The 16945-nt window shown below is 67.4% G+C and carries 16 protein-coding genes; 5 read left to right on the forward strand and 11 right to left on the reverse strand.

Annotation, left to right across the window (positions count from 1 at the left end; translation table 11 throughout):
- Window positions 1-146: 146 nt before the first annotated feature.
- The 9 genes from AVAK2825_RS14995 to AVAK2825_RS15035 form a co-directional block, all read right to left on the reverse strand.
- Entirely contained in the window at window positions 147-1076 is a 930-nt protein-coding gene (locus AVAK2825_RS14995) for an SMP-30/gluconolactonase/LRE family protein (protein ID WP_284400206.1), read from the reverse strand.
- Window positions 1077-1149: 73 nt separating this feature from the next.
- Window positions 1150-2052: an amidohydrolase family protein gene (locus AVAK2825_RS15000; protein WP_284400208.1), complete on the reverse strand. Its 903-nt coding sequence runs from the start codon at window positions 2050-2052 to the stop codon at window positions 1150-1152.
- A gap of 8 nt (window positions 2053-2060) precedes the next feature.
- Window positions 2061-3020 (reverse strand): Bug family tripartite tricarboxylate transporter substrate binding protein, encoded by a 960-nt coding sequence (locus AVAK2825_RS15005; RefSeq protein WP_284400210.1) that lies wholly within the window; start codon window positions 3018-3020, stop codon window positions 2061-2063.
- A 109-nt stretch (window positions 3021-3129) separates the two neighbouring features.
- Entirely contained in the window at window positions 3130-4062 is a 933-nt protein-coding gene (locus AVAK2825_RS15010) for a Bug family tripartite tricarboxylate transporter substrate binding protein (RefSeq protein ID WP_502870548.1), read from the reverse strand.
- Between the two features lie 189 nt (window positions 4063-4251).
- Window positions 4252-5190 (reverse strand): NAD(P)-dependent oxidoreductase, encoded by a 939-nt coding sequence (locus AVAK2825_RS15015; protein ID WP_284400214.1) that lies wholly within the window; start codon window positions 5188-5190, stop codon window positions 4252-4254.
- Window positions 5187-5873, reverse strand: a complete 687-nt coding sequence (locus AVAK2825_RS15020; protein WP_284400217.1) for an RraA family protein — start codon at window positions 5871-5873, stop codon at window positions 5187-5189. The genes AVAK2825_RS15015 and AVAK2825_RS15020 overlap by 4 nt, the downstream gene beginning before the upstream one ends.
- A 61-nt stretch (window positions 5874-5934) precedes the next feature.
- Window positions 5935-6954, reverse strand: coding sequence for a Bug family tripartite tricarboxylate transporter substrate binding protein (locus AVAK2825_RS15025; protein WP_284400220.1), 1020 nt, complete (start codon window positions 6952-6954; stop codon window positions 5935-5937).
- 19 nt (window positions 6955-6973) lie between these two features.
- Entirely contained in the window at window positions 6974-7882 is a 909-nt protein-coding gene (locus AVAK2825_RS15030) for an amidohydrolase family protein (protein ID WP_284400223.1), read from the reverse strand.
- 48 nt (window positions 7883-7930) lie between these two features.
- A complete protein-coding gene (locus AVAK2825_RS15035) occupies window positions 7931-8938 on the reverse strand; it encodes a Bug family tripartite tricarboxylate transporter substrate binding protein (RefSeq protein ID WP_284400226.1) in 1008 nt (335 codons plus the stop codon).
- 114 nt (window positions 8939-9052) lie between these two features.
- On the opposite strand from AVAK2825_RS15035, the gene AVAK2825_RS15040 reads away from it, so the two are divergent.
- From AVAK2825_RS15040 to AVAK2825_RS15055, 4 genes are all read left to right on the forward strand, one after another.
- Window positions 9053-9889 (forward strand): IclR family transcriptional regulator, encoded by an 837-nt coding sequence (locus AVAK2825_RS15040; RefSeq protein WP_284400230.1) that lies wholly within the window; start codon window positions 9053-9055, stop codon window positions 9887-9889.
- Between the two features lie 50 nt (window positions 9890-9939).
- A complete protein-coding gene (locus AVAK2825_RS15045; RefSeq protein WP_284400234.1) occupies window positions 9940-10512 on the forward strand; it encodes a peroxidase-related enzyme in 573 nt (190 codons plus the stop codon).
- Window positions 10513-10752: 240 nt separating this feature from the next.
- Entirely contained in the window at window positions 10753-12657 is a 1905-nt protein-coding gene (locus tag AVAK2825_RS15050; protein ID WP_284400237.1) for a multicopper oxidase family protein, read from the forward strand.
- Between the two features lie 402 nt (window positions 12658-13059).
- Window positions 13060-13818 (forward strand): DJ-1/PfpI family protein, encoded by a 759-nt coding sequence (locus AVAK2825_RS15055; RefSeq protein WP_284400241.1) that lies wholly within the window; start codon window positions 13060-13062, stop codon window positions 13816-13818.
- 33 nt (window positions 13819-13851) lie between these two features.
- On the opposite strand, the gene AVAK2825_RS15060 is transcribed toward AVAK2825_RS15055, so the two are convergent.
- Window positions 13852-14478 (reverse strand): TetR/AcrR family transcriptional regulator, encoded by a 627-nt coding sequence (locus AVAK2825_RS15060; RefSeq protein ID WP_284400244.1) that lies wholly within the window; start codon window positions 14476-14478, stop codon window positions 13852-13854.
- Between the two features lie 157 nt (window positions 14479-14635).
- Complete coding sequence (locus AVAK2825_RS15065) at window positions 14636-15643, reverse strand: LacI family DNA-binding transcriptional regulator (protein ID WP_284400247.1); 1008 nt, start codon at window positions 15641-15643, stop codon at window positions 14636-14638.
- A 305-nt stretch (window positions 15644-15948) separates the two neighbouring features.
- Here AVAK2825_RS15065 and AVAK2825_RS15070 point away from each other — a divergent pair, with 305 nt between their 5' ends.
- The gene (locus AVAK2825_RS15070) at window positions 15949-16908 is read left to right on the forward strand and encodes a Bug family tripartite tricarboxylate transporter substrate binding protein (RefSeq protein ID WP_284400249.1); all 960 of its coding nucleotides are present in this window, start codon (window positions 15949-15951) and stop codon (window positions 16906-16908) included.
- Window positions 16909-16945: the final 37 nt, after the last annotated feature.

Genomic DNA, 16945 nt, shown 5'->3' on the forward strand with positions numbered 1-16945 from the left:
GAAAAGGCTCCCGCCGGAAAAGGCAATTAATCACATGCCTGGAATAGTTTTTCGAAATGATCAGCCGCACCCGAGCCCTCGCCAACAAGCGCGCGGCAAGCGGCGGGCGCATGGCTCTCCCCGCCCTGCTCCTTGCTCTGGCAGGATTAGCCGTCGAGCGCTGCGCCGGTGTGCAGCGGCAGCCCCGATGCCTCCATTCCGGCGCGCAGGATGCAGCCATGGGTGGAGTCGGTCACATACAGCGTGCGCAGGTCCGCACCGCCGAACGCCAAGTTGGTGGTGGAGCTTCCCGGCACACCGCGCAGCACCTGCACCGGCTCAGCCCGGCCATTGAGTACCCAGACCCAGCCAAGTCCGGGATTGGCCACGAGCAAACGGCCCAGTGCATCCACCGCCAGTCCGTCCGGGCCGCTCGGGCCGTAAGAGGTGAAGAACTGGCTCACCTTGGCCACGCTCCCGTCGGGCAACAGCGGTACGCGCCACACGCAGTTGCCACGCGTCACGGCCAGGTAAAGCACACGGCCATCTGGCGACAACGCCACGCCGTTGGGACTGGGTACGTTATTCAGCAGCAGATCAAGCTGGCCGTTCGGACGCAGGCGGTAAAGGCGGCCCGACGGGTCGTGCAGGCCACTTTGGCCCTGGTCGGTGAAGTAAAGATTGCCTTCGGCATCGAACACCAGATCGTTCACGCCCTTGAAGCGCTCGCTGTTTCGGCGCTCCAGGTAAGGCGTGACGGTGCCGCTCGCCACATCCAGTCGCACCAGACCGTTCTTGTAATCGGCTATGAGCAACGTGCTGGCGTCCAGGAACTTCATGCCATTGGGTTCGCCGTCGTACTCCGCGACCAGGCTCCAGCCGCCCTGCGGGTCGATGCGGAAGATGCGCCCCCATGGAATGTCGGTCACGTACAGGTGGCCGGCGGTATCGAACACCGGGCCTTCGAGGAATGAATCGGTGATGGTGCCGCCGCGGTTGGCATCGGCCCATGCGCTGCGCGCCGGGCGCCGGAACGCATCGGGCAACGAGGTGAACGGCTCCAGTTCACGGACCTGTGGGGCCTGTAGCAAGAACATGGGATCGGCTTTCTTTGAAGAATGACCCGTCCCGGCGAAATCCTGGGCCAGGGCAGGAAACGGAATGCGATTTTCAGACGGCTTCGAACCCGTACAGCTGCGCAGGGTTGTCCACCAGGATGCGGTCCATCGCCGCGGCCTGCGACCCTGTCCAGGCGTGCAGCAGATCCACCAGATCGGCATCGTTCACCGTGCCGGGCGGCTCGGTGGTGTGGGGCCAGTCGCTGCCCCACACCAGCCGCTCGGGCGCGGCCTGCACCAGCGCGCGGCCCAGAGGCAGCGTGTCGTCATAGGTCGGGCCTCCCACCGTGGAACGCATGTAGGCACCGGAAAGCTTGACCCAGGTGTTGCCCCCGTCGAGCAGCCGGTGCAGCACGCCGTAGGCCTGGGCGGACGGGCCTTCGGCCGGGTCGATGCGGCCCAGATGGTCGATCACCAGCGGCACGGGCAACGCCTGCAGCACCGGCCGCAGCGCGACGATCTGCTCCGCATCCGCGAAGACCTGGATGTGCCAGCCACCACAGTGCGGATGGCGCGCGACCCGGCTCGCCAGCGTGGTGAGCATCTCGGGCGTGGTCGCACCCCAGGACTGCGGCGATACGAAGTTCACCCGCAGGCCGCACACGCGGCGCGCGGCCAGGTGTCCCAGTTCGGCATCGCTCACGCCCGCGCCCACCACCGCCACGCCCCGCGCGGTGTCGCCGAGCTGCTCCAGGGCATCCAGCGTGCAGGCGTTGTCCGTGCCATAGGTGGAAGGCGTCACCACCACCGAACGCGCCGTGCCCAGGCGCTGCTGCAGCCGCCGGTAGGCGGCCACCGGCGCATCCGGCGGCAAGCGCTTCCAGTGCACCGACGGTGCAAAGCGCGGATCGAAAATGTGCATGTGGCTGTCGCATGCCATCGCAGGCAGCAAGCGCGACGGGCGGCTCACCCCCGCGGAATGCGGCACTGGTGCGGGAATCGCAGGCAGGTGCATGGTGCCCGTCAGTCCAGTTTGATGTCGCCCTTGCGCACCACCTCGCCCCACTTGGCGTCTTCCTTCTTGAGGAAGGTGACGAACTCCGCGGGCGTGGAACCGATCGCCTGGGCGCCCAGATCCGCGAGGCGCTGCTTCACCTCGTCTTCCTTCAGCACCTCGACCAGGGCCTGCTGCAGCTTGGCGGCCACCGGCTCGGGTGTGCCCGCGGGCAGGAACACGCCGTTCCATTCATAGGCCTCATACCCGGGAATGACGGTCTCGGCCACCGTGGGCACATCGGGCAGGCGCTTGGACCGCTCGGGGGCCGATACCGCCAGTGCACGCAGTTTGCCGCCCGACACCAGCGGGTACGAGGCCGCGATGGTGCCGAACATGAAGTCCACCTGCCCGCCCATCACATCAGCGATGGCGGGGCCACCACTCTTGTAGGGCACATGCACCATGTCCAGTTGCAGCTTCTGGCGGAACAGCTCCGCCGCCAGCCGCTGCACGGTGCCGCTACCGCCCGACGCGAAGTTCAGTTTGCCAGGCTCGGCTTTCGCCTTGGCGATCAGGTCGTTCACGTTTTTGAAGGGCGAGTCGGCTTTCACGATCAGCGCGTTCGGAGCCAGCAGCACCAGGGACAGCGGCTGCAACGCCGTGCTGGCATAAGGCATCTTGGGGAACAGGTGCGGATTGATGGAATACGGCGTAGCGTCGTACAGCATGGTGTAGCCGTCGGCAGTGGCCTTGGCCACATAGCTCGCGCCGATCGTGCCGCTGGCGCCGGCCTTGTTGTCCACGATCACGCTGGCACCCAACCGAGCGCCCATGCGCGTGGCCAGCACACGGGCCACGGCATCTGCAGCACCACCCGGGGCGTAGGGCACGACGATCGTGATCGGACGGTCCGGGAAAGCGGCCTGTGCCACGGTGGCGGCAAGGGCGCAGGCGGCGATCAGGGGGGAGATGACAAAAGCACGCATGAGGTCTCCTGGTTCGAATGGCAAAGCGACAGAGAAAAAGCAAACCGCAACCCGCCGCGAGCCACGCGGCCCGGGCCCTGGACAGTTGCGTTGGAAGGCACGCCGGTGGTCAGTCGGCCTTGAGATTCAGGTCGAGGGCAATCTGCGTATAGGTGGCCACTTCACGCCCGACCCGCGCCACGAAGGCAGCGCCACAGGTGGACTCGGCGTCCAATCCCAGGCCACGCAGTTTTTCGGCAGCGGCCTCGCTCTTGGCGAAGTCAGCGGCCACGCGTTCCAGCGCCTGCGCGACCGGCTCGGGAATGCCGGCGGGCGCCAGCACGCCGTACCACGCGTCGGCCGAGTAGTTGCCGCCCCCCGATTCCGCGAAGGTGGCGACGTCGGGCAGTAGGCCGGAACGCTGTGGCGATGCCACCGCCAGCGCCGTCAGCTTGCCGCTGCGGATCTGCGGCAGGACCGAGCCCAGCGTGGCGAAGGAGCTGTCGAGCTGCCCGCCCATCAGGTCCGTGACCACCGGTGCGGCGCCTTTGTAAGGCACATGGTTGAGCTGCAGGCCGTTGGAGCGGGCGAACATCTCGGTCGCGAAGTGGCCCGAGCTGCCGATGCCAGCCGTTCCGGCAGTGATGCGGCCGGGCTCCTTGCGGGCTTTGGCCATGTAATCGGCCAAAGACTTCATCGGCAGGCCCGGGCCGACCACCAGCACCGTCGGGCTGGTCGCCACCGTGCACAGCGGGCGGAAGGAGCGCACCGCATCGAACTTCACCCGGTTGCTGTACAGCCCGGGAATCATCGTGTGGTTGGTCGCACCGAACAGCAGCGTGTAGCCATCGGCCGGCGCGCTGGCCACCGCCTGTGCAGCCAGGATGGTGTTGGCGCCCGGCTTGTTGTCGATGATGAATGGCTGGCCCAGCGCGCGGCTGGCATGGTCAGCAAACGCCCTGGCCACCACGTCGGTGGGGCCGCCTGCCGCAAACCCCACCACCAGCTTCACGGGCTTGGAAGGATAGCCACCGGCCTGCGCGAAACAGGTGGCGGACACCATGCACAGCGCAACCGCCAGCGCCTTGCGCACCGGCGCTGCCAGCCTTCTGGTTTCAAAACTCTCGCTCATTGAATGTCTCCTGTCAGGGGCCGCACTGGCGGCGGCTTCTTGTTGTGGCGCAACCGGCATCCCACACCGGTCGGGGAAAAGCGGACACGCAACGCTGGCGTGCCCAGCCTCGGGTCTTGGTTACGAGGCTGCGGCAACGGCAGCCGGGGCGCGGGCCAACACCTCCAGCAGGTTCTTGGCAGCCCCCACGCCCATGTTCACGTAGGCATCGCCCGTCACGCCGCCGATGTGCGGGCTCAGGATGAAGCGTGGCTCGCCCTGGAACGGGTGGTTGGCCACCATGGGCTCCACGGCGAAGCTGTCCAGGCCCGCTGCCATCACCTGCCCCGATCGCACGGCAGCCAGCAGGGCGGCTTCGTCGATGAGTCCGCCACGCGCGGTGTTCACCACGATCACGCCGCGCTTGCATCGTGCCAGCGTGGCCGCATTCAGCATGCCCCGGTTCTCGTCGGTCAGCGGGCAGTGCAGTGAAATCGCGTCGGACTCGCGCCAGATCGTCTCCAGGTCCACGCTCTGCACACAGGCCGGCAGGTCCTTGGCGAAGGGATCGAACCCGATCACGCGCATGCCCAGCGCATCGGCCATCCTGGCGAAGCGCAGGCCAATGGCGCCCAGGCCCACGAGGCCCACCGTGCGCCCACCCAGCTCCAGGCTCTTGTGCGTGGCCTTGTCCCAGTGGCCGGCGTGCATGCGGGCATCGAGTTGCACCACCGACTTGGCACAGGCCAGCAACAGGGCCAGCGCCTGCTCGGCCACCGCCGCGGCGTTGGCACCCGCAGCGGCCACGACCTCTACGCCACGGGCCTTGGCGGCCACCTTGTCGATGGTGTCGGTGCCGCTGCCGTGCTTGGAGATCACCTTGAGCGATGGCGCCGCATCCATCACGGCGGCGCCCACCTTGCCGTAGCGCACGATGATGGCCACCGGGTCATGCTGCTGGCACAGCGCCACCAGGTCGTCTTCCGTGGGTGTCTTGCCGGCATAGACGATCTCGAAATCCTGAAGCAGATCGAGTGCCTGCTGCGCCAGGTCGGCGCCGGTCACGAGGATGGCGCTCACAGCGATTCCCCTTCCTTCAGCACGCCGGCGGCGCGCAGCGCGGCGGGCAGCCATTTGGAGGCCGTATCGCCACGGGCGATCGCCTCGATGCGCGCGGCCTCATCGGCCACCTTCTTGTCGGCCAGCGCCATCATGGCGGGCGCCTTGGCACGCTCGATGACCACCACGCCATCGGCATCGCCCACCACCAGGTCGCCCGGGTTCACCACTGCGCCGCCGGCCGAGATGGGATGGTTAATGCGGCCCGGCACGTACTTGGTGGGGCCGGCCGGATTGAAGCCGGCGCTGAACACCGGGAAACCGAGTTCCAGCAGTTCCAGCTTGTCGCGGATCGCACCGTCCACGATCACGCCGGCCAGGCCGATCTTCTTGCAGGCGCTGAGCATCAGCGTGCCCATGAGCGCGGCGGTCTGGTCGCCTTTGCCGTCGATGACCAGTACGTCGCCCGGCTTCGCCAGCGCGATGGCCGCGTGGATCATGAGGTTGTCGCCCGGGCGCACTTCGACCGTGAAGGCCGGGCCGGCCACCTTCATGTCCTGGTGGACGGGCGCCACGCGGGCATGCAGGGTGCCGCGGCGTCCGGCCACATCGGCCAGGATGGCGGCCTGGAAGGTCGCGGCCTTGGCGACGACCTCGGCGCTGACGCGCTCGATGTCACGGATGACTTCTGGGAGTTGGCTCATGGTGGTTCCAGTGAGTTGGGAAGAAAAAGAAAAACGGAAGAAACGTTGGCCTGCAGCGAGCTCACTCGGCCTTGATGTTTCCGTCCTGGATGACCTTGGCCCACTTGGCGGAGTCGGCCTTCTGCAGGTCGCCCAGCTGCCGGGGCGTGCCGCCGACCAACGTCACGCCCAGCTTGTCGGCCAGCGCGGCCACGCCCGGGTCCTTCAGCGCCTTGCCGATCTCCTGGTTCAGGCGCTGCACGATGGCGGCGGGGGTCTTGGCTGGTGCAAACACGGCCTGCCACTGCTCGACGACAAAGTCGTTCATGCCGACTTCGCCCATGGTGGGCACGGTCGGCAGGGACTTCAGGCGCTGCGCCGACGTGACGGCCAGCGCACGCAGCTTTCCCGCCTGCACGTGCGGCAATGCAGCGGCGGCAGGCGCGAACATGAATTGCACCTGTTCGGCCAGCGTGTCCTGCAGCGCCGGGGTGTCGCCCTTGTACGGCACGTGGATGAAGCGCGCGCCCGACTGCTGCTGGAGCAACTCCCCCTGCATCTGCAGGATGGTGCCGTTGCCGCCGGAGGCGAAGGCGAGCTTGCCCGGCTGCGCCTTGGCCGCAGCCACGAGATCGGCCACGGTCTTGAACGGCTGGTTGGCGCCGACCACGAGGATGTGCGGAATGGTGCCGATGGTGATCACGGGTTCGAAACCGGCGATCGGGTCATAGGGCAGTCTCCCCATGAGGTGCGGCGCAATGGCCTGGGGACCGATGGAAGTGCCCAGCAGGGTGTAGCCATCCGGCGGCGCCTTGGCGACGAACGCCGCGCCGATGGTGCCCGTGGCACCGGCCTTGTTGTCCACGATCACGTTCGTGCCCAGTGCCGCGCCGACGCGCTGCGCCACGTTGCGGCCGAGCACATCGGTGCTGCCGCCCGGCGGGTACGGAACCACCCAGGTGATGATCTTGCCGGCGGGCCAGTCGCCCTGGGCCAGCGCGGGGCGGGTGAGCAACGGGCCGAGCAGCGCGGCGCCTGCAGCGGCCAGCAGGCTACGGCGTGCGAGGCGGGTCTTCGGAGAGGAAGGGATCGAGGTGGTCATGTGCTTGTCTCTTGTTTGGTCAGGCAAAGGAGGAAGGCGGCGTGAAGCCGTACAGCGCGGCGGGGTTGTCCACCAGCACGCGATGCAGGGTGGCCGCATCGCCGCTCTGGCCGGCCCAGTCCACTAGCCGATCCACCTGTCGCGCGTCGTCCGGCATGGGGTGCGCACCGGACGATGCGGTGGCGTGGGGCCAATCGCTGCCCCAGACCACGCGCTCGGGCGCGCAGCGCAGGTAACTCGCGGCCAGCGCATCGAGGGCGGGGTCTTCGGTCGATTGGCGTTCGCTCACGATGTAGCCGCCGGACAGCTTGATCCACGCCTGTCCGCGCTGCAGCAGGTCCTGCAGCAGCGCGTGTGCGGGGTGTTGCCCGGCCTGCGCCGGCGAAATGCGGCCGAAGTGGTCGAAGACCAATGGAACGGGCAGCCGGCGTAGCACCTCGCCCTGCGCCGCCAGCAGATCCGGGGCCATCAGCAATTGCAGGTGCCAGCCCAGCGGCGCGATGCGGCAGGCCAGCGGCGTCAGCGATTGCACGGTGCCAGACACGCCGAGCGACAGGTTCAGGCGTGCGCCGCGCACGCCGGCGTCATGCAGGCGCTGCAGTTGGGCGTCGCTCTCGTGGCCGTCGATCACGGCCACGCCGCGCGCCTGCGGGCCCAGCGCCGCCAGGCCTTCGAGCATGCAGCGGTTGTCGGTGCCATAGGTCGAGGGTGTGACCAGCACGGTGCGCGCGGTGCCGATGCGTTGCTGGAGCGCGCGGTAGTCCTGCGCCGAGGCGTCCGGCGGCAGCAGCCTGGCGCCCGGTGCCGCGGGAAAGCGGCCGTTATAGACATGCACGTGGCAGTCGCAGGCGTCTTTCGGCAGCACCGTGCGAGGCGCAGCGCTACCGGCCGAGAAACGCACAGGCGTGGCAAAGCTTTCGCGGTGCATGGCGAGGGCTCGATGGGCGTGGGAAACGGGGCTTCGCAGGGCGCCGCGTCAATCCAGGCTGGCGCCCGAATCCTTGACGATCTTGGCCCAGCGGGGCACTTCGGACTTCAGCAGAGCGCCGAACTTTTCGGGGGTGCCGCCCAGCACGTCACCGCCTTCGGAGCGGAGCTTTTCCGCCACGTCGGGCTGCGCCAGCGCCTGATTGATGGCCTTGTTCAACTGCTGCACGATGGGGGCGGGCGTGCCGGCCGGGGCCAGCACGCCATACCAGGAAGCGGCCTCGAAATCCTTGTAGCCCGACTCGGCCAGCGTGGGCGTCTGCGGCAACTGGTCGGATCGCTTGAGCGACGTGATCACCACCGCACGCAGCTTGGCATTGCGCACCTGCCCCAGCAGCGTGGGCACAGCCGACATGTACAAGTCGATCTGCCCGCCCACCAGGTCGGTCATGGCCTGGGCCGCGCCCTTGTAAGGCACGTGGCGCAACTTGATGCCGGCGGCGTTCTCTGCCAGTTCACCGGCCAGATGGGCGACAGTGCCGTTGCCGGAGTAACCCAACGTGATACCGTCCGGCTTGGCCTTGGCGGCGGCGACCACATCGGCGAACGTCTTGTAAGGCGAGTTGGCGGGCGCGGCCATCACGATGGGGGCCGACGACACCAGCGCCACCGGGACCAGATCCTTCAAGGGGTCGTAGGGCAGCTTGGCATACAGCGAGGGGTTGATGGCCAGGTTGCTGGTCTGCCCCATGACCAGCGTGTAGCCATCGGGGGCCGACTTGGCCACGGCATCCACACCCAGGTTGCCGCCCGCCCCAGGGCGGTTGTCCACCACCACATTCCACTTGTGCTGCTCGGTCAGCTTCTGCGCCACGGTGCGCGCGATCATGTCGGTGCCGCCGCCGGGCGGGAACGGCACGATCAGGCGGATCGGCTTGTTCGGGTAGCCGGATTGCGCTTGCGCAGTGCCGGCGGAAAAGGCCAGTGCCGTGATGCCCAGCAGGGCGATGGACAAAGGTGCGCCCAGGGCGCGCCGGGTCAGCGAGAAAGTTGGCATGGTTTGTCTCCGTTGTGATGGACCTGTCGCGCCTTGTTCTCAGGCGTTGCCAAGACTTTACGAAAACGTTTCAACCCATACAATACAGTTTCATACAGCGAAACATATTGCACCATGAGCAACGCAACAAGCGGCAGGCCAAAGGCCTCCTCCGCAGCGCCGCAGGGGCCTGGCGAGGCAGCACCCGCCGCCCCGACGTCCTCCTCTTCGGCCACCGCGAAAGAAACCGTCGGGGTCATCGCCGTGACACGCGCCCTCCAGTTGCTGGAAGCGTTCTCCCTGGGCGAGTCGCATCTGCCGCTCGCAGAGCTGAGCCGACGCTGCGGGTTGCACAAGACCACCGTGCTGCGCCTGGCGCGCACGCTGGCGCAGTCCGGCTTCATGGTGCAGCGCGAGGACGGCGACTGGCGCCTCGGGCCGGCGGCGGGCTGGCTGGGGGCGCGCTACCAGGCGGGGTTCGACGTGCAGAACGTGCTGGAGCCTGCCTTGCGCGAGCTCACCCAGGCCACGGGCGAAAGCGCGGCGTTCTATGTGCGTGAAGGCAATGTGCGCACCTGCCTCGTGCGGGTGGAGGGTCCGCAGGCGCTGCGCCACCATGCCCGCATGGGTGAAGGCCTGCCGCTCGACAAGGGCTCGCCGGGCCGGGTGATCCTGGCGTTCTCGGGCGAGCCCGGCGCGGACTACGAAGACATCCGCCAGCGTGGCTACCACTGGTCCATCGGCGAGCGGGAGCACGGCGTGGCCACCGTCTCTGCGCCCGTATTCGGCATGCATTGGCGGCTGATGGGCTCGGTGTGCATATCGGGGCCGGAATCACGCCTGCCCGAAGCCCGTCTGCAGGCGCTGGCCAAGACGGTCACTGCAGCGGCCACACGGCTGTCCTATGCGCTGGCGGGCAGTTCAGCGCCACCCTCCTCCACAGGGATGCGCGCGACCCAGTGGCATCCGTGATAAGTTGCAGGCGGCTATTCGCGCCAGCCACAACACAACGGAGACAACCCTTGAGCCGCTACCCCTTCCCCGACCTCGCCGCCCTGCCCGACGACATCCGCACCCGCATTCTCGAAGTGCAGGAAAAGGCCGGCTTCGTGCCGAACGTGTTCCTGGCATTTGCGCGGCGACCCGCCGAATGGCGTGCGTTTTTCGCCTACCACGACGCCTTGATGCTCAAGGAGGAAGGCAGCCTGACCAAGGGCGAACGCGAGATGATCGTCACCACGACCAGCGCCGCCAACCAGTGTCTCTACTGCGTGGTCGCGCACGGTGCCCTTCTGCGCATCTACGAAAAGAAGCCGCTGGTGGCCGACCAGGTGGCGGTCAATTACCGCAAGGCCGACATCAGCCCGCGCCAGCGGGCCATGCTCGACTTCGCGATGAAGGTGTGCAGCCAGTCGCATGCCATCGAGGAAACGGATTTCCCCGCCCTGCACGCCCACGGCTTCGACGACGAGGACATCTGGGACATCGCGGCCATCACCGCGTTCTTCGGCCTGTCGAACCGCATGGCCAGCTTCGCGGGCATGCAGCCCAATCCCGAGTTCTACCTGATGGGCCGCGTGCCGCGCCAAAAATAGCCCCGTCGAAATGCGTTGACCCGCCCCAGGCGCCTCCGCCATACTGGGACAAAGCAATCACACGGCAAGAGCTGCAGCCAGCAGCCGCCTCGGCTTTGCAATACCCGCAAGAGGGGGAGGAAAACCATGGAACTCGCGTTTCGGAATGCGTGCGCGTCTGCGTCTGCAGCCGCCTTTGCCACGGCGTTGGCGTGCACCGCCGCACTGCCCGCACAAGCCCAGTCAGACACCCCGCGGCGGGTGTCCAACCCACCCCTGCTGGAACTGCAGCGCAAGGCGCCTCGCAGGCTCCAACTCGCAGCGGGCCCGGCTACGCGCGCGGTGTTCCACGAAGCCTCGCTGGACCTGAACGTCGTCTACACCGACGGCAAGCTCTGGAACCCGGCCGAGCAGCGCTTTGACAAGGTGCGCCTGCGCAGCTACCAGGGCACCCGCGTCGATCCCAAGGCGCCTTTCGTCTCGCCCATGCTGGAGATCCGCCCCGGCGACACCATCCGCATCCGCCTGAACAACCAGTTGCCGCCCGACCCGAGCTGCATCACGTTCACCGACGGGGTCAATACGCCGCACTGCTTCAACGGGACCAACCTGCACACCCACGGCCTGTGGGTGAACCCGGCAGGCAATGGAGACAACGTGCTGATCTCCATCAACCCGACGGTGAGCTTCGAGTACGAATACAACATTCCCTCGGACCATCCCGCCGGTACCTTCTGGTACCACACGCACCGCCATGGCTCCACCGCGCTGCAGGTGGCCAGCGGCATGGCGGGCACCCTCGTCATCCGCGGCGACCGGCCGCCCACCCCCACGCAGACGGGCGATGTGGACACCCTGCTGCGGCCCACCGCCCGCCAATCGTTCAGGGAACGGGTGCTGGTGCTGCAGCAGATCCAGTACGCCTGCCGCGACAAGAACAACCGCATCCAGTTCAACCCGGACGGAACCTACCGCTGCAACGAAGGCGACGTCGGTGGCATCGAGCACTACAAGGCCGTGGACAAGGAGGACAAGGACCAGTTCGGCCCCGGGTCTTGGCCGGCCTCTGGGCGCTACACCAGCATCAACGGTGAGGTGCTGCCCACCTTCGAGGGCGCGAAGGCCGGGCAGATCGAGCGCTGGCGCACCATCCATGGCGGCGTGCGCGACACCATCAACCTGGAATTCCGCAAGCTGCGGCCGGGCGCACGCAGCGCACAGGCGCTGCGCGCCAGCGAGCACGATGCCTACATCGAACAAAATTGCACGGGCGCCCCGCTGCCCCAGCACCTGATCGCAGCCGACGGGCTGACCACCGCTGCGGCGATCCCCAGCACGCAGACGGTGTATCAGCCGGCCTACCGCTGGGACACCTTGATGGTGTTTCCCGAGGCGGGCGACTACTGCGTGATCGACGCCGCCTCACCCGCTTCGGCCAGCGTGAACCAGGCGCCCCCGTCGCGCCAGTTGCTCGGCACCGTGAGCAAGGTCGCCCCCGGCAATCCCGTTCCGCAGAACATTTCGGCGTACCTTGCAGCGGAACTGGCCGCCGCTGCCGCCGTCAACCTGCCCTCGGACGTGCGGGCCCAGGTCAGCGCTGAATTGAAGGATGGACTGAAGCTCACCAGCTTCGTGCCCCACCCCACCGTGCAGGACAGCGAAGTCACGGGCACGCAGACCCTCGCATTCAACATCGACCTGAACGCCCAGCCGATCCAGTTCCAGGTGAACGGCAAGCCCTTCGATCCGAACCGCATCGACCGCGTGCTGACCTTGGGCGGGGTGGATGAATGGACGCTGCAATCGGACTTCGTGAGCCATCCGTTCCACATCCATGTGAACCCGTTTCAGATCGTCAAGATCCTCGACCCGGACGGCAAGGACGTGTCCGGACCGGACGGCGACGACAAGGCGGACGGCACCATCGACCCGCAATACCGCGCGCTCAAGGGCGTGTGGAAAGACACGCTCTGGGTCAAGAACATCGCGACCAAGGAAAAGCCCAACGGCAAGTACACGCTGATCGTGCGAACGCGCTACCAGCGCTATATCGGGGACTACGTGCTGCACTGCCACATCCTGGACCACGAAGACCAGGGAATGATGCAGATCGTGCGGGTGGCCTTGCCGGACGGCGCTGGCGGGGCCAGCAAGGGCCACCACTGACCTCACGGCCCGACGCCCCCCCGACCCCGGAGAACCTCCACATGATCAGCAAGAGAAACGCACTGAAAACCGCGGTCGCCGCCGGCCATCACCACGTTCTCGGGCCTGATGCCCCGAGGGACCTGATCTTCATGATGCACCGGCAACATCGACCGCATCTGCCCGTCCGGGAACGCGCGTGGCCGACGGGAGATCACCGCGCTCCGCGGTGCACCCACTGCGCGCCTTCACCGCGGCGCAGCCACAGCGCAGTCAGCGGTTTCTCGTCTCCCTGGCAGGTGATGCCCTCCCGCCCCCGGCGGGGCAGCCGGTCTGCCTGCTGATCGGTTTTCCCATCGACGGCAGCCCCCACGAGGGGGGGCGAGCCGACCTTGCCATTGGACTCTTTCCCAACAAATGACCATGCCTGCAGCATCCCATTCCACACCTGCCACGGCCTTTCCACGCACCCAACGCATCGGGATTCTGGTGTTTCCCCAGTTCGAGCCGCTCGACGTGTGGGGCTTCATCGAGGCGTTTTCCATCGCACGCTTCATCGGTACCTCCTATGCCGATGCGCCGGCCCTGCCGTTCGAGATCGTGCTGATCTCCAACGAGTGCAGGCCGGCCGCGAACGGTGCCAGCCCCACGCCGGTTCCCGCGCCGGTGGCCAGCTTCAACGGCCCCCGCGTGGCGCCGGATCTGTTCCGCGACGAGGCGCTGGAGCAGCCGCTGGACCTGCTCATGATCCCCGGCGGACAAGGGGTCGGCACCTTGCTGATGGACCCAGACACCGCCGCCGTCCAGGCCTTGCTGCAATGGGTGCAGGCCATGGACCAGCACGTGGCCGTGGTCACTTCGGTCTGCACCGGCGCGGCCATCCTGGCGCGATCCGGCCTGCTGGATGGGCGGCCGGCCACCACCAACCACCAGGCCTTCGGCTGGGTGGCGGGCTTCGGTCCCGCGGTGCTGTGGGACAACGTTTCGCGCTGGGTGGATGCGGGCAAGTACGTGACCTCGGCGGGCGTGTCCGCAGGGACCGACATGGCATGGCACCTGGTCGCTCGCCTGGCCGGCCGTGCCGTGGCCGAAACGGCCGCCCTCGCCGCCGAGTACGACTGGCACCGCGATCCGGCGCAACCCATCTTCTACCCCCAGCAGGCTGCGGTGCCTTCTTCCTGAGTCCTCTGCCGACGGCAGCAAAAGGGGGTGGCGCTAATCCCCCGCGTCGGCGCGCAACATGCCCCACAGCATGCGCACCAGTTCGTCCTCGAACGCGGGCTGCCCCAGCAGGGGCGAGTCCTCCAGCGCGGCGCTGCGGATGGCGCCCATGATGGCGCGCGTGGCAACGAACATCATGGCCGGCGTGGGAGCGCGCACCGAGGTATCGCCTACCTCGATCAGGCGGGCCAGCGCCAGGGCATTGCGCTCCGCCCCTTCGCGCAGCGCGGCCGTCACGCGGTCGTGGTGGTCGATGCGCCAGCCCAGCCGCACCATGCCGCGCCGAACCCGCGAATGGCCGCCGGTGCCGAAGGCCGCCACCAACAGCCGAACCACATCGCGCAGCACGGCCCGCACCTCACGCCGCTGGGCCACGGCCTCGTCCAACAGCTCGCGCAATTGCTGCTGCACGCGGTTGCGCTCGCGCTCCACCATGGCCAGCACGATGGCCTCCTTCGAGGGGAAATACTGGTAGAGCGTGCCGATGGAAAAGCCCGCCACCTGCGCGACCTTGTTGGTGGTGATGCCCTCCTCGCCTTCCTTTTCCACGATCTGGGCGGTGGCGCCGAAGATGGCCTCGATGGTCTGGCGCGCCCGCGCCTGCGTGGGCTGGCGGCGCATGCCGGAGGCACTGTCGGGGGATGGAGATTTCTTCAAAGACGGCTTTCGAGCGATGGACGCGGGTACGGCAGGGCCACGCCCCGGAAACTGAATGGTGCTCAGAAACAGTGGCGGCGGCAAGGGTGCGAGCGTCACCTGGCCCCAACCATCCGCCCCTTCAGCCGGCGGATGCCGTCGATTGCCGCTCGATCAGGCGAAAGCCCAGATCGAAGATGGTTTGCGGGCCCGCGTTGCCCCGGCAACGGTCGATGACCAGTTGCGCCGCCAGCCGGCCGATCTCCGGGCCATCGACATGCACGGTGGTGATCGAAGGCAGCATGTGCTCGCTGAAGTCGGCATTGCCGAAGCCGCAGATGGCAAGGTCCTGCGGCACCCGCAGCCCGCGGGCCGCGGCCTCGACGAGCACGCCGTGCGCCAGCGTGTCCGAACTGCACGACACGGCCTGCAGCCGCGGCTCTTGCGCCAGCAGCTCCGCCAGGGCCCTTCGCCCCAGCGCCAGGCTGCTGGGTGCTGGCACCGTGGCGGTCGGCACGTCCCGCCCCAGGGTGGCAACGAAACCTTCGCGGCGCAGCATGGCACGGTGGTCGCCGCCCGTGGCGATTCCCACGCGCTGCCAGCCCCGGGACAGAAAGAACCCCGCCACCGCGCTGCCCACTTTCAGGTGCGAAAAGCCCACCACCATGTCCACGGGGCGGTCGCTCAGGTCCCAGGTTTCCACCACGGGAATGCCGGATCGGCGCAGCCGGTCACGCGCGCGCTGCGATTGCACCAGCCCGGTCATCACCAGCCCGTCGGGCTGCCGGCCGATCATGGTGTTCAGCACGGCCTCTTCGCGCTCGGCGTCGTAGGCGGTCTGGCCCAGGATGAGCTGGTACCCCTCGGCAGCCAGCGTGGTCGTCAGGCTTTGCACGGTGGGCAGGAACTGCGACACCGACAGCGCCGGGACCACGGCCGCCACCATCAGGCTGCGGCGGGACTTGAGCCCCCCCGCCAGCAGGTTGGGGATGTAGCCCGTCGCCTCGACGGCCTGCTGCACCCGGGCCTTCGTTTTCTCGGACACCACCCCCGGATTGCTCAGCGCACGCGAGGCGGTGATCAACGACACGCCAGCGGCCTTGGCCACGTCGTGAAGCGTGGCCGCCTTGAAGTTGGAGGGGGCGTTCATGGGTTTCGGAGCACACCGGTCGGGCGAAAGACGAGGACCATACCGCATTCCACGGCACCGCCCGTGGCCAGTGCACAGCTGCATTCCAGAGCACGTCCCGGACGCCAGCGGCAGCCACGGACAAGGGGAAAACCCCCAACAGAAAAGCTTGCCGACCGGAAATGACAACGATATCATTTCCAATGCGCGCACACAGCGCAACTGAAAAAAATCATAAAAACATGTCGATCCTGTAATGTTTATGGCGGTGCTTCACCTTTCAACCAAAAATGACAACGTTCGCATTTCCATTTAGGAGACAAATCATGAAACGATTCCTGGCAGCCATTTCCCTCGGCATTCTGGCCCTCGGCGCCCAGGCACAAGCCTGGCCCGAAAAACCCGTGACCCTGGTCGTGCCCTTCCCGCCCGGCGGCTCGACCGACCAGGTCGCACGCGCCGTGGGGCCGCGGTTGACCGAGAAGTTCAAGCAGTCTTTCCTGGTGGACAACAAGCCCGGTGCCACCGGAACGATCGGCGCCACGTTCGTGCAGCGGGCCGCCCCCGATGGCTACACGTTCCTCGTGACCTCCCTGGGCCCGCTGGTCATCGTGCCGCACCTGCTCAAGGGCCTGCAGTACGACGCGCTGCATGGCTTCGACCTGATCACCGTGGCGGTGCAGTCGCCCAACGTGCTGGTGGTGCCGGCCAACTCCCCGCACAAGACCGTGGCGGACGTCATTGCCTACGAGAAAGCCAACCCCGGCAAGATGAGCTTCGCTTCGGCCGGCAACGGCTCGAGCGACCACCTGACCGCCGAGCTGTTCTGGCAGCAGACGGGCACCAAGGGCGTGCACATTCCCTACAAGGGCGGCGCACCGGCCCACACCGACCTGATCGGCGGTCAGGTGGATGCCTCGTTCCAGAACATCAACGCCGTGTCGCAATACATCAAGGCCGGCAAGATGCGCGCGCTGGCCATCACCAGCGCCAAGCGCTCGCCGGTGCTGCCCGACGTGCCCACGCTGGCCGAAGCGGGCGTGCCCAATGTCGAGGTCGCTTCCTGGCAGGCCATCGTCGCACCCAAGGGGCTGCCACCCGCCGTGCGCGAAAAGGCCCATGCCGCGTTCGTCGAGGCGCTCAAGGATCCGAAAGTGCGCGAGCAGTTCACGTCGATCGGCTTCGAGATGGTCACCAACACGCCCGAGCAGTTCGCCGCCTTCCAGCAGCAGGAGTTCGCCCGCTGGAAGAAGGTGATCGAGACCGGAAAGATTTCGATCGACTGACCCCCATCCGCCCCGCCTGGCCTGCGCCCCGTTTTGC

This window comes from Acidovorax sp. SUPP2825 (assembly GCF_030158995.1).
GTDB lineage: Bacteria > Pseudomonadota > Gammaproteobacteria > Burkholderiales > Burkholderiaceae_C > Paracidovorax.

Bases quoted from the DNA above. Each gene is read 5' to 3' on its own strand.
- AVAK2825_RS14995 (WP_284400206.1), bottom strand. From the start codon at position 1,076: ATGTTCTTGCTACAGGCCCCACAGGTCCGTGAACTGGAGCCGTTCACC.
- AVAK2825_RS15010 (WP_502870548.1), bottom strand. From the start codon at position 4,062: ATGGTGTCCGCCACCTGTTTCGCGCAGGCCGGTGGCTATCCTTCCAAG.
- AVAK2825_RS15005 (WP_284400210.1), bottom strand. From the start codon at position 3,020: ATGCGTGCTTTTGTCATCTCCCCCCTGATCGCCGCCTGCGCCCTTGCC.
- AVAK2825_RS15025 (WP_284400220.1), bottom strand. From the start codon at position 6,954: ATGACCACCTCGATCCCTTCCTCTCCGAAGACCCGCCTCGCACGCCGT.
- AVAK2825_RS15040 (WP_284400230.1), top strand. From the start codon at position 9,053: ATGAGCAACGCAACAAGCGGCAGGCCAAAGGCCTCCTCCGCAGCGCCG.
- AVAK2825_RS15070 (WP_284400249.1), top strand. From the start codon at position 15,949: ATGAAACGATTCCTGGCAGCCATTTCCCTCGGCATTCTGGCCCTCGGC.
- AVAK2825_RS15020 (WP_284400217.1), bottom strand. From the start codon at position 5,873: ATGAGCCAACTCCCAGAAGTCATCCGTGACATCGAGCGCGTCAGCGCC.
- AVAK2825_RS15055 (WP_284400241.1), top strand. From the start codon at position 13,060: ATGCCTGCAGCATCCCATTCCACACCTGCCACGGCCTTTCCACGCACC.
- AVAK2825_RS15000 (WP_284400208.1), bottom strand. From the start codon at position 2,052: ATGCACCTGCCTGCGATTCCCGCACCAGTGCCGCATTCCGCGGGGGTG.
- AVAK2825_RS15035 (WP_284400226.1), bottom strand. From the start codon at position 8,938: ATGCCAACTTTCTCGCTGACCCGGCGCGCCCTGGGCGCACCTTTGTCC.
- AVAK2825_RS15060 (WP_284400244.1), bottom strand. From the start codon at position 14,478: ATGCGCCGCCAGCCCACGCAGGCGCGGGCGCGCCAGACCATCGAGGCC.
- AVAK2825_RS15065 (WP_284400247.1), bottom strand. From the start codon at position 15,643: ATGAACGCCCCCTCCAACTTCAAGGCGGCCACGCTTCACGACGTGGCC.
- AVAK2825_RS15030 (WP_284400223.1), bottom strand. From the start codon at position 7,882: ATGCACCGCGAAAGCTTTGCCACGCCTGTGCGTTTCTCGGCCGGTAGC.